Here is a 12621-nt window from a genome sequence, read left to right on the forward strand (position 1 = left end):
AACGATGCAAGGACGCCATTGCAATGAATCGTAGACTACTTTGGAGCGGTATCGTCGGCCTGATCGTCGCGGGTTTGGCGCTTACGGCCGTCATTGCCTATGAACCGTCGATTGCCCCGATCGCGCCGCCTGAGCCGAGCGGGTTCGATACCGGGCTTAAGCAGGAGGGCGCGCGTATCGTGGCGCTCGGCGATTGCGTGGTGTGTCACACGGCGAACGGCGGCCGCCCGTTCGCGGGGGGATTGCCGCTGCGAACACCGTTCGGCACGATCTACGCCACCAACATCACGCCCGACGCCGAGACGGGTATCGGCAAGTGGTCGGAGGCGGCTTTCATGCGCGCGGTACGCTACGGCATTTCGCGCGATGGCCATCAGCTCTATCCGGCGTTCCCTTATGTCCACTTTACCCGCATGTCCGACCACGACATTTCGGCGGCGTACGCGTATCTGATGAGTCGCGAACCGGTCCATGCTAGGACGCCGGCCAACCACCTGATCTTTCCGCTCAACTTCCGGCCGTTCGTGGCATTTTGGAACGTATTGTTCCTTCATCCCGGACCGCGCAAGACCGACGCCGCGCAGGACACTCAATGGAGCCGCGGCAAGCTGATCGTGGACGGCCTAGGCCATTGCGCGTCATGCCACTCGCCGCTCAATGCGATCGGCGCCGAGGAAGCCGGCCACGCGTTCGACGGCGGTATCGTCGACGGCTGGGAGGCCCCCGCTCTCAATGCGCTCGGCCGCGCCGCTCAACCATGGACGAAGGAGCAACTCGTCATGTACTTGCGCACCGGAAGAGCGTCGCAGCATGGCGCCGCGGCCGGTCCGATGCGTCCCGTCACACGAGATCTCGCCACCGTCCCTGAAAGCGATGTCGAGGCAATCGCCATCTACATCCTTTCACTCCAAAAGGCCAGCCTGCCCGCACCGAAGGCGGATTCCGTTCATCAAGTTGCCGATTCCGAACAGCGAGGGGCGATTTTGTTCAATGCTTCTTGCGCGCAGTGTCATGGTGCGGGTTCGCCGATGCAAAGCATCGGCCAGCGCCCGACGCTGGCTTTCAGTTCGGCGATCGATGCCGGCACGCCACGCAATGCCGTTCAGACGATCCTGAACGGAATCAACTGGCATGGCGAGGATGCGACCAATTACATGCCGAGCTTTATCCATATCTACGACGACCGGCAAATTGCCGATCTCGCCTCGTATTTGCGTAGCACCTATTCGAACAAGCCAGCCTGGCTCGAGATCGAGCCGATGGTCGCAAAGCTCAGGAAGGAGGACAGTGCGCCATGATTTCCCTCAACGTGAATGGCGTGCAACACACGCTGGACATCGACCCGTCGACGCCGCTCCTCTACGCGTTGCGTAACGACCTGGAGTTGCACGGCGCGAAATTCGGCTGTGGGATGGGGCAATGCGGCGCCTGCACGGCGATCGTAGACGGCGAGCCGACGTTCTCCTGCGTCGTGCCCGTCGGCGCTATCGGCACGCGGCCCGTGCGGACCCTCGAAAGCCTAGGCACACCCGATCACCCAGGGCCGCTACAGAAGGCGTTCGTTAAGCATCAGGCGGCGCAATGCGGGTATTGCATCGCGGGCATGATCATGCGCGCGCAATCGCTGTTAGAGCGGAACCCTCATCCCACCGAAGAGGCGCTGCGTGCGCACATGGAACCCAACCTGTGCCGCTGCGGCACACACATGCGCATTCTCGCCGCCATACGCGAGGTAGCGGGCTTACCCGAACCTCAAGCTCACCCAGCGTCGGCTCAACCTCTTTAGAAACGAAGGTTTCACGATGAGCAACCCATACGATTCCGTCGATGAGAACCGGCGGCGTTTCATGATTTCAGGCGCATTGTTCGTTGCGTTCAGCATGGCGCCCACCAAGGCGCCGTTCGCCCAAGAGGTCATTGCGGACGAAGGCGCGGCGGTCCATATCGGGAAGGCGACTCAAGCGTTGGCGGGAAGCTTGAAGACGAACCCGTTCCTCGATGCCTGGATCAAAATCACGCCCGAAGGCAAGGTCACCGTTTTCACGGGTAAAGTCGAACTCGGAACGGGCGTACGCACCGCCCTGCTCCAAATCGCCGCCGAAGAGTTGGACATGGCGCCCTCGCTGATTACATTTCTCACTGCCGACACCGGGGCATCGCCGGACGAGGGACTCACGGCAGGCAGTCATACGATTGCCGACAGCGGCACCGCACTGCTCAATGCGGCGGCGCAAGTGCGAGGGTTGCTCGTCGATGCCGCTGCGGACCATTTTAAGGTCGACAGGTCGAAACTCGTCGTCAACGATGCGGTCATCCGCACGAGCGACGGACGGCAGATGACTTATGGCGAAGCGGTCGGGATCGTCGATCTGCATCGCATGGCGACGCCGGCATCGCCCCTTAAGGATCCGAAAACATTCCGGACGATCGGCACCTCATTGCCTCGCATCGACATTCCTTCGAAAGTCACCGGCGGTGCAAGCTACGTCCAGGACATGTCGCTGCCCGGCATGCTTCACGCGCGTGTCGTCATGCCCCCTGTCTACGATGCGAAACTGCTTTCCTTCGACGAAGCGGCGATCGCGAAGATGCCGGGCGTCGTCGCGGTCGTCCGCAATGGGAGCATGCTCGCCGTCGTCGCTCGAGGGGAGTGGCAGGCGGTCGTGGCCCAGCGCGCGCTCTTGGCGGGCAGCAAATGGACGCCGGGACGCGCCCTGCCCGATCCGAAAACCGTTCACCGGGATCTCAAGAAGCTTTCGACCCAACAAATCAAAATCGCCGACCAACATCAGTCGACGCCGCCGGCGGTCAAGACACTGAACGCGCGCTTCACCAAGCGCTATCTCATGCACGGCTCCATCGGCCCATCCTGTGCCGTCGCGATGTTCGACGGCAGTGCGCTGACCGTTTGGACCCATTCTCAAGGGGTCTATCCGCTACGCGACGCACTCGCCGAAATGCTGTCGATGGAAAAGTCGAAGGTGCGTTGCGTTCATACCGAAGGCTCGGGGTGCTATGGACACAATGGTGCCGACGATGCCGCCGCCCATGCCGCCCTGATCGCCGCGACGATGCCCGGTCATCCCATCCGCGTGCAATGGATGCGCGAGGAAGAGCACACGTGGGATCATTTCACGCCGGCGATGGTAACGGAACTCGAAGCATCCATCGACGCACGCGGCAAGATCGTCGATTGGAAATACGCGCTATGGAGCAGTTCGCACAACGAACGGATCGTCAATGCGGGGCGCTTGCTTCCGGCGCGAATGCTCGAAAAACCGTTCGTGCCCGCACCATCCACTCCCATGTTGCAACCCGAAGGCGGCGGCGATCGTAACGGGATCCCGTTGTACTCGCTGCCGAATATGTACGTGATGAACAACTTCTCGCCGACGATGCCATTGCAAACGTCGGCGATGCGCTCTCTCGGCGCACACGTCAATATATTTTCGATCGAAAGCGCCATGGACGAGCTCGCCCATATGGCGGCTACGGATCCGGTCGAGTTTCGTCTCCGGCATATGCAAGATCCGCGCGCACGGGAAGTCATCGCATTGGCCGCGCAGAAGTTCGGTTGGCCCCGTCCGCCGCGCGCCCGCAATCGCGGTGTCGGCTTCGCATTTGCGAAGTACAAAAATTTAATGGCGTACGTCGCCCTCGCGATTGAAATTTCCGTCGAGCCCGAAACCGGTCACGTGGTGCTGGAGCAGGCCGTGGCAGCCGTCGATGCCGGGCAAATCGTCAATCCCGACGGAATTCGCAATCAGATTCAAGGCGGCATCGTGCAGTCTGCAAGTTGCACGCTATACGAGGAACTGCGCTTCGACACCGAACGAATTCGCAGCTTCGACTGGGGCACGTACCCGATCCTGCGATTTTCGTCGGTTCCCAAGCGTATCGACATCCATTTGATCGATCGACCCGGCGCACCGTTCCTCGGCGCGGCGGAGGCATCGATGGGTCCGACGGCCGGCGCACTCGCGAATGCACTCTTCGATGCGACCGGCAAGCGAGTGCGCGACATGCCGTTGGCCGGCGAGAAGCTTCGCAAGCTGATCGACGCTTGATCAGAAAAATCGTTCTCGGCAAGCACACGTACGCGTGCAGGAACGGGCTGCGGCCAAATAACGCCGCCCCTGCACGTCGTGCGAGGCACAAACCGCACCTTGGCGCCAGAGCGAACCGGCGCCGAAGCGCCGGTCCACTGCAATCCGCTCAAACCAAGTCGAAGCGGTCGAGATTCATCACCTTGCCCCATGCGGCCACGAAGTCGTGGATGAACTTCTCGAGCGCATCCGCGCTCGCATACACTTCGCTCAGCGCCCGCAGAACCGAGTGAGAACCGAATACGAGGTCGACGCGCGTCCCTGTCCATTTCAGCGCCCCCGTCTTCCGGTCGTGACCCTCGAATAGTTCTCGCTCCGGCGAAACCGCCCGCCACTCGGTAGCCATGTCGAGCAAATTGCGGAAGAAGTCGTTGGTCAACGTTCCGGGCCGATCGGTCAGGACGCCGTGGGCATCTTCACCCGTCCGTACGTCGAGCGCGCGTAGGCCGCCGACGAGCACCGTCATTTCCGGCGCAGTCAGCGTCAACAATTGCGCCTTGTCGATAAGCAGCGCTTCCGCCGTCGCGCGGTAGCGAGCCTTGGCGAAGTTGCGAAAGCCGTCCGCATAGGGCTCCAACATTCCCATCGATTCAACGTCGGTCTGTGCCTGAGAGGCGTCCATACGACCAGGCGCGAACGGCACCGTAATCGTATAACCTGCCCGCTTCGCCGCCTGCTCGACACCGGTTGCGCCTGCCAGCACGATCAGATCGGCGAGCGAAATGCGTTTCTCTCCCGTTTGCGCGGCGTTGAACTCGGCTCGTATGCTTTCGAGCGCTGTCAGCACCCTCTCCAACTGTTCCGGCCGGTTGACTTCCCAATTCCTTTGCGGCTCGAGCCGAATGCGCGCACCGTTGGCTCCGCCACGCTTATCCGATCCGCGGAAGGTGGACGCGCTGGCCCAGGCAGTCGATACCAGGTCCGCCACGGAGAGCCCCGAATCCGCGATCTTCTGCTTCAACGAAGCGATATCGCGAGCATCGACGAGCGGATGATTCACTGCGGGAATCGGGTCCTGCCAGATCATCTCCTCGGCCGGCACCTCCGGGCCCAGATAGCGAGCGCGCGGGCCCATATCGCGGTGGGTCAGCTTGAACCACGCACGCGCAAAAGCTTCCGCGAACTTCTCCGGATGCTCCATGAAGCGCCGCGAAATTTTTTCGTAGATCGGGTCGAAGCGCAACGACAAGTCGGTGGTCAACATCGTCGGCTTGATCTTCCTCGACGGGTCGTGTGCGTGAGGGATCGTCGCTTCCGCATCCTTGGCGATCCACTGGTTGGCGCCGGCCGGGCTCTTCGTGAGTTCCCATTCGTAGCCGAACAGATTCTGGAAGAAGCCCATGCCCCACTTCGTCGGCGTACTAGTCCAAGTCACCTCGAGCCCGCTCGTGGTCGTATCGGCGCCACGGCCGGTGCCGAAACTGTTTTTCCAGCCGAGCCCCTGGTCCTCGAGTGCGCCGCCCTCGGGTTCGGGTCCCAAGTGATCGGCGGGACCCGCGCCATGCGTTTTCCCAAACGTATGACCGCCCGCTATGAGCGCAACCGTTTCCTCGTCGCTCATCGCCATGCGTCCGAACGTCTCTCGGATATCGTGCGCCGCGGCGATCGGATCCGGGTTCCCGTCCGGCCCCTCCGGATTCACGTAAATCAGACCCATCTGCGCCGCGCCCAACGGGCTTTCCAGATTGCGCTCGTGCTCGACTGGGCTCTTCTCGCCGCCACCCCGCGCTTCCTGGCCTGCGATGCGCTCCTTACCGCCGGCGTAACGTAGGTCGCCGCCTAGCCAGGCTTGCTCGGTACCCCAATAGACGTCCTGGTCCGGCTCCCAGGTGTCCGCCCGGCCGCCGGCGAAACCGAACGTCTTGACGCCCATGGTCTCGAGCGCGACGTTACCGGCCAAAATCAACAGGTCCGCCCACGAAATTGTCTGACCGTACTTCTGCTTGACCGGCCACAGCAGCCGGCGCGCTTTATCGAGGCCGGCGTTGTCGGGCCAACTGTTGAGCGGTGCGAAGCGCTGCTGGCCCCGCCCGGCGCCGCCTCGGCCGTCGCCCACACGATAGGTGCCGGCGCTGTGCCAAGCCATGCGAACGAAGAGCGGTCCGTAGTGCCCGAAATCGGCAGGCCACCAGTCCTGCGAATGCGTCATCAACTCGGCGAGATCTTCTTTCACAGCCTTCAGATCGAGGCTATTGAATGCTTGTGCATAATTGAAGTCGGGATCGAGCGGGTTGGAGCGGTTCGAGTGCTGGTTGAGTAGATCCACACGCAACTGCTTCGGCCACCAATCGCGATTGGTCGTCCCGCTGCCGGCAACCCGATTGAACGGGCACTTTGCTTCTTCGGTCATACTAGTTCCTCACTGGTCGTGTTTGAGCGTGCAATATCGTGTCACCTGGCGCCATTAAGCGCATTAACACGACCTGAAATGTTCTGAACTAGCTTTGCCCCAACCGCGCTTCGATTTACCGTCGTTCCAACCCTGGGTCCGAACGCGCGAAGGACGCCTTGGTCGCGGTCGGCCGTCCCTAGACTCGAACTATCCTTTGAATGGGTTCAGGACGCGGGCGCCCGTTCCCGCGAAATCATCGACATTTCGCGTCACGACGGTGAGGTCGTGAATCAATGCAGTTGCAGCGATCAACTTGTCCAACGAGTGCTCGGGGTGTGGGACACGTAAGCGTCCCCACAGTTGCCCTATCTCTTCGTCCACGGCTAGGATGTTCGAGGCAAACTCACCAAGCACGCCCTCGAGCCACTTTTCAAGACGCGTTGCCTGGTGCTCATCGCCTCGGTGGCGAATGATCTCCACCCCGCGCCGGAGTTCACCGACTGTTACCACAGAAAGGTAAAGGTCAGCGTCCTTCTGCGCAGCCTGGCGGAAGAATGCCATGACGCCCTTGTCCGCTCGATCCCGCTTTCGTACTTCGTTGACGACGTTGGTATCAACCAAATACATTCGCCGCCTCACCGTCATCCAAGCGCGTAAAGTCGGCATCGGTGCCGACGTTCGGAATACTCATCAACACTTCCGCAAACGTCTTACGCTGCGGTCCGCGTAGCGCCTTTGCCAAAATCTCGCGATGCTCGGCTTCCGCGCTGCGCCCATGAGCTGCGGCCCGCTCACGAAGACTTTGAACTAGTCCCTCGTCGACGTTTCTCACCAGAAGATTTGCCCATGCTTCACTTCACAGTCGGTTTGCTATCAACGATAGCATTGGTACCGCATAAGTGTAATCATTGATAGCACACCATGGCGAGATAGTGACATTCGCTCCCAAATGACGTCCCCGTCTGCGACTGCGCAGAGACGGTTGCGGACTACGCGACGATATGCACGGCCCGCAATCCAGCCTACCTAAAGTTCCATTCTTCTATCGAAACTGTAACGCGGCATTACTTACCGGTTCATCGCGACTACGCAGCGAAACAGGAAAACGCCTTATATTTCAGTGGTTATCGATCGTTCTAAGACCGGAGCGGCACACCCCGTCACCCATGCGCACAACCTGCGTTTTTAAGGATCGCTTAAGGCGCCATGTCCAATATCTGCCCGCAGCCAGACGCGATGGAGGCCGGCCCAATGACTGACTCGAACGAACACGCCACGCCGCGCAAGCCGCGCACTATGTTGCGGCGCATCCTAAGCCACCACGAAATCGCCACGCTGCTGCTCTTGCTGCATGCACCGATCGACGTTTCGGCCAAGCCCGAGATTCCCATGCTCCAAGAGGCGGGGCTCGTCGAGCCCATCGAGCATGAATCGGGTACCACACGCTTCCAATTGACCGAAGACGGCACCGCCGTCTTGCGCGGGCTCGGGGTCAATTAAATCTAGCCCGCCGTCCCCCTACTCCGCCCTTGCGCTCAGCGGGTGGCAAATGCGCTCATCCAAAGTGAGCGTCTTGAGCATCGAAAGCGGCTCCGCCGCTGACCTACACTTCGACGCGTAGTACATCGGCATAGGCGGCCCAAGATTCGCCGTGCCGGTCGCATTGACGCAGCCGCATCCATCAATAAAGGAAACGCGCGGGTACCATCGGCAAGGCCATCCGGCCCTGCGCGGGCCCAGCGCGGCTACCGCGAAGCATGGGATCCGAACACGCGAGAAGAACGCAAATTCGGATCGACGGAGACAAGGATGAACGCATCACAGCGCTTTCTAGCCGCGCGCGATTTCCTGCTGCGCCACCGGTCGGATTACGACTACGCCTATCGTCACTTCGCGTGGCCCGAGTTCGACGAATTCAATTGGGCCATCGACTATTTCGACGAAATCGCCCGCGACAACCATGCCTGCGCGCTCTGGCTAGTCGATGCCAGCACCGGGGAACACACCAAGCTCTCTTTCGCGCAGATGTCCGAGCGCTCGGCCCGCATCGCGAATTTCCTGCGCGAATTGGGCGTCGGTCGTGGCGACCGCATCTTGCTGATGCTGCCGAACCGGGTCGAGCTATGGGATGCGATGCTGGCCGCGATCAAACTCGGCGCGGTCGTGATGCCGGCCACCACTCAGCTCTCGACCGACGATTTGCGCGAGCGCCTCGAAATCGGTCAGCCGGCGTTCGCGATCGTCGATGCGGCCGAATGCGGCAAGCTCGCCGGCATCGAGACACCGCTCGTCAAGCTCGTGGTGGGTAGGCAAGACGATGCCGATGACCTGCCAGGCTGGCGCCGCTTCGAAGACGGCTATGCCGCCTCCCCGGCCTTCGAGCCGCTCGCCGTCACGCACGCGCGCGACCCGATGCTGCTGTATTTCACGTCGGGTACGACCTCGAAGCCCAAGCTCGTCGAACACACGCAAGAAAGCTCCCCCGTCGGTAGCTTGTCGACGCTTTACTGGATCGGCCTGCAACCGGGCGACGTTCATTGGAACATCAGCTCGCCCGGTTGGGCCAAGCACTCTTGGAGCAGCTTTTTCGCCCCTTGGAATGCACAGGCCTGCATCTTCGTGCTCAATTACGCCCGCTTCGACGCGAAGACCGTGCTCGATACGCTGACGCACAACGGCATCACGACGCTCTGCGCACCGCCGACCGTATGGCGGATGCTCGTGCAGGAGCCGCTGGCGTCGTATCGCATCTCGCTGCGGGAGATCGTCGGCGCCGGGGAACCGCTCAACCCGGAAATCATCGAACGCGTCAAGGCCGCTTGGGGCATCACGATCCGCGACGGCTACGGCCAAACGGAAACGACTTGTCAGATCGGCAATTCGCCGGGGCAGCGCGTCGTGCCCGGCTCGATGGGACGTCCGATGCCCGGCTATCGCATCGAGCTTGTCGATCCCGACGATCACCTTGCCGAAGAAGGGGAAATCGCCCTACCCCTTGGCGCGCCGGCCGATACGACCGGCGCGGCCGAGCCTTGCCGCCGCCCGCTGGGCTTAATGACGCGTTATGCGAACAATGCCGATGCGACGGAGCACATCATGCGCAACGGCCGCTATCACACATCCGATGTGGCGATGCGCCGCGACGACGGCTATTACGTGTATATCGGCCGCGCCGACGACGTCTTCAAATCATCGGACTATCGCTTGAGCCCGTTCGAGCTCGAAAGCGCGCTGATCGAACACGAGGCCGTCGCCGAAGCGGCGGTCGTGCCGAGCCCCGACCCGCTGCGGCTCTCGGTGCCGAAAGCCTATGTCATGCTGCGCCACGGCTATACGTTCGGCCCGGAACTTGCCCGCAGCATTTTTGCGTTCTCACGCGAACGTCTCTCGCCGTACAAGCGCATTCGGCGTCTCGAAGTATATGAGTTGCCCAAAACGATTTCCGGCAAGATCCGCCGTGTCGAGTTGCGCCGCCGCGAGATCGAACGCGGCGAGGCGGTCGAGCGATTGGCAGGCGAATATTGGGAAGACGACTTCCCCGAGCTGCGCTGATCTGCATACCATGCGATCGACGATCCAGCTCAAGCCGCATTCCCATCCGGGCGAGTGCTCGCCCTCGCGCGGCGCGTCTGTCCGCCCGCGCATTCCAATGAACCGATCAGGAGCCTATCGATGAGCCTTCCTTCCTCCGCGGGCACGAACCGCCCGACCGTCATACTGCTGATCAACGGAGAATTCGTCGAATCCGTCTCGACCGAGTGGCGCGACATCGTCAACCCCGCCACGCAAGAAGTGCTGGCGCGCGTGCCGTTCGCGACGCTCGCGGAAGTCGATGCGGCCATCGGCGCCGCACAAGCCGCTTTCGCGCAGTGGAAGTCGACCCCGATCGGCGTACGCGCGCGCATCATGCTCAAATACCAGGCGCTGATTCGCGAGCACATGCCGCGCATCGCGAAAATCCTCACGGCCGAGCAAGGCAAGACGCTGCCCGACGCAGAAGGCGACATTTTCCGCGGGCTCGAGGTCGTCGAACATGCCGCGTCGATCGGCACGTTGCAGCTCGGGGAGTTCGCGGAGAACGTCGCGTCGGGCGTCGATACGTACACGCTGCGCCAGCCGATCGGCGTTTGCGCGGGCATCACGCCGTTCAACTTTCCGGCGATGATCCCGCTTTGGATGTTCCCGATGGCGATCGTCTGCGGTAACACGTTCGTGCTGAAGCCGTCCGAACAGGATCCGCTGTCGACGATGGCGCTCGTCGAGTTGGCCCTCGAAGCCGGCGTGCCGCGCGGTGTGCTCAACGTCGTGCACGGCGGCAAGGAAGTCGTCGATGCGCTCTGCACGCACGAGCACGTCAAAGCAGTTTCGTTCGTCGGCTCGACGGCCGTCGGCACGCATGTCTATACGCTGGCGAGCGAACACGGCAAGCGCGTGCAATCGATGATGGGCGCCAAGAATCACGCCGTCGTGCTGCCCGACGCCAATCGCGAGCAAACGCTCAACGCGCTGGCCGGCGCGGGCTTCGGCGCGGCGGGTCAACGCTGCATGGCGACGTCGGCAGTCGTGCTCGTGGGCGAGGCGCGCGAGTGGCTTCCCGACCTCGTCGCCCGCGCGAAGACGCTCAAAGTCAATGCCGGAACGGAGCCGAATACCGATGTGGGCCCGCTCGTGTCGAAGGCCGCCAAGGAACGGGTGCTATCGCTGATCGCCAAGGGCGTCGAAGAAGGTGCGACGCTCTTGCTCGACGGCCGCGACGTGCGCGTCCCAGGCTTCGAGAACGGCAACTTCGTGGGCCCGACGATCTTCTCCGACGTGACGACGGAGATGACCGTCTACCGTACGGAAATCTTCGGCCCCGTGCTCGTCGTGCTGTGCGTCGAGACGCTCGACGATGCCATCGCGCTCGTCAATCGCAATCCGTTCGGCAACGGTGTCGGCCTGTTCACGCAAAGCGGCGCGGCGGCGCGCAAGTTCCAAAGCGACATCGACGTCGGACAAGTCGGCATCAATATCCCGATCCCGGTACCCGTACCGATCTTCAGCTTCACGGGTTCGCGCGGCTCGAAGCTCGGCGACTTGGGCCCGTACGGCAAGCAAGTCGTTCAGTTCTATACGCAAACGAAGACGGTCACCGCACGCTGGTTCGACGACGCGCCAGCCACCGGCGGCGTGAACACGACGATCAACCTGCGCTGAAGACAAGGCAGCGGCCGCGAACCGTCGGTCATCGATCGACGGTTCTGCGCGCTCGGCTCGCACCGCACACGGAGAGATTCGCCATGAAGATTGGATTCGTCGGGTTGGGCAATATGGGTGCGCCGATGGCGCGCAACCTGCTGAAAAGCGGTCATACGCTGCAAGCGTTCGATTTAAACGAAGGCGCGCTGCACACGCTCGCCGAGGCGGGCGCCACGGCATGCGCGTCGCCGAAGCAAGCGGCCACCGATGTCGAACTCGTGGTCACGATGCTGCCCGCGGCCGCGCACGTGCGCGCGGTGTTGACCGATGAGCAAGGCGTGCTGGCCGGCATCGCACCGGGCGTCACGATCGTCGATTCCAGCACGATCGATCCCGCAAGCGCGCAAGCGTTCGCCAAACTCGCGGCGGCACACGGCAATCCTTTCGTCGATGCGCCTGTGTCGGGTGGCACGGGCGGCGCGGCGGCCGGGACGCTGACTTTCATGGTCGGCGCAAATGAAACGCTGTTCGCCGAACTTCAAGGCGTGCTCGGCGCGATGGGCAAGAACATCGTCCGATGCGGCGATACCGGCATGGGCCAAGTTGCGAAAATCTGCAACAATCTCCTGCTCGGCATCACGATGACGGGCGTGGCGGAAGCCATGTCGCTCGGCACCGCGCTCGGGATCGATCCGAAGGTATTGGCGGGCATCATCAATACCTCGACCGGCCGTTGCTGGAGTTCGGATACGTACAACCCGTATCCGGGCATCGTGGAGACGGCACCGGCGTCGCGCGGTTATACGGGCGGTTTCGGTGCGGATCTGATGCTCAAAGACCTGGGGCTTGCCGCGGAAGCGGCTCGCGGGGCCAAGCAGCCGATCTTTCTCGGTGCGCTCGCTCAGCAGCTCTATCAGGCGATGAGCGCGAACGGCCAAGGCGGCCTGGATTTTTCCGCGATCATCGCGCTGTATCAACAACGCGCGGCGCAGCAATGAAACGTGC

Annotated in this window: 10 protein-coding genes; 7 read left to right on the forward strand and 3 right to left on the reverse strand. The window is 62.1% G+C overall.

Features of this window, described 5'->3' with window-relative positions; all coding sequences use genetic code 11:
- Nucleotides 1–23: 23 nt before the first annotated feature.
- Genes AB1286_RS27665 through AB1286_RS27675 form a run of 3 tightly spaced genes read left to right on the forward strand, consistent with a single transcriptional unit; the run spans nt 24 to nt 4067 of the window.
- Nucleotides 24–1298, forward strand: a complete 1275-nt coding sequence (locus AB1286_RS27665) for a cytochrome c (RefSeq protein WP_430366394.1) — start codon at nt 24–26, stop codon at nt 1296–1298.
- On the forward strand, nt 1295–1786 hold the full coding sequence (locus AB1286_RS27670; RefSeq protein ID WP_430366395.1) for a (2Fe-2S)-binding protein: 492 nt from the start codon (nt 1295–1297) through the stop codon (nt 1784–1786). The genes AB1286_RS27665 and AB1286_RS27670 overlap by 4 nt, the downstream gene beginning before the upstream one ends.
- 16 nt (nt 1787–1802) lie before the next feature.
- Nucleotides 1803–4067: a molybdopterin cofactor-binding domain-containing protein gene (locus tag AB1286_RS27675; RefSeq protein WP_430366396.1), complete on the forward strand. Its 2265-nt coding sequence runs from the start codon at nt 1803–1805 to the stop codon at nt 4065–4067.
- 148 nt (nt 4068–4215) lie between these two features.
- Here the strand turns inward: AB1286_RS27675 and katG are convergent, their stop codons facing one another.
- From katG to AB1286_RS27690, 3 genes are all read right to left on the reverse strand, one after another.
- On the reverse strand, nt 4216–6456 hold the full coding sequence (gene katG, locus AB1286_RS27680) for a catalase/peroxidase HPI (protein ID WP_430366397.1): 2241 nt from the start codon (nt 6454–6456) through the stop codon (nt 4216–4218).
- A 189-nt stretch (nt 6457–6645) separates the two neighbouring features.
- Nucleotides 6646–7065 (reverse strand): type II toxin-antitoxin system VapC family toxin, encoded by a 420-nt coding sequence (locus AB1286_RS27685; protein ID WP_430366398.1) that lies wholly within the window; start codon nt 7063–7065, stop codon nt 6646–6648.
- A complete protein-coding gene (locus AB1286_RS27690; RefSeq protein WP_430367346.1) occupies nt 7052–7273 on the reverse strand; it encodes a FitA-like ribbon-helix-helix domain-containing protein in 222 nt (73 codons plus the stop codon). The genes AB1286_RS27685 and AB1286_RS27690 overlap by 14 nt, the downstream gene beginning before the upstream one ends.
- Before the next feature lie 416 nt (nt 7274–7689).
- Between AB1286_RS27690 and AB1286_RS27695 the strand changes: the two genes are divergently transcribed.
- The 4 genes from AB1286_RS27695 to mmsB all read left to right on the forward strand — a co-directional run bounded on the left by AB1286_RS27695 (nt 7690) and on the right by mmsB (nt 12614).
- The gene (locus tag AB1286_RS27695) at nt 7690–7938 is read left to right on the forward strand and encodes a hypothetical protein (RefSeq protein WP_430366399.1); all 249 of its coding nucleotides are present in this window, start codon (nt 7690–7692) and stop codon (nt 7936–7938) included.
- Between the two features lie 309 nt (nt 7939–8247).
- On the forward strand, nt 8248–9990 hold the full coding sequence (locus AB1286_RS27700; protein ID WP_430366400.1) for an AMP-binding protein: 1743 nt from the start codon (nt 8248–8250) through the stop codon (nt 9988–9990).
- A gap of 120 nt (nt 9991–10110) precedes the next feature.
- On the forward strand, nt 10111–11634 hold the full coding sequence (locus AB1286_RS27705) for a CoA-acylating methylmalonate-semialdehyde dehydrogenase (RefSeq protein WP_430366401.1): 1524 nt from the start codon (nt 10111–10113) through the stop codon (nt 11632–11634).
- An 83-nt stretch (nt 11635–11717) separates the two neighbouring features.
- Nucleotides 11718–12614, forward strand: coding sequence for a 3-hydroxyisobutyrate dehydrogenase (gene mmsB, locus AB1286_RS27710; RefSeq protein WP_430366402.1), 897 nt, complete (start codon nt 11718–11720; stop codon nt 12612–12614).
- Nucleotides 12615–12621: the final 7 nt, after the last annotated feature.

It is taken from the genome of Trinickia sp. NRRL B-1857 (assembly GCF_050470685.1).
GTDB lineage: Bacteria > Pseudomonadota > Gammaproteobacteria > Burkholderiales > Burkholderiaceae > Trinickia.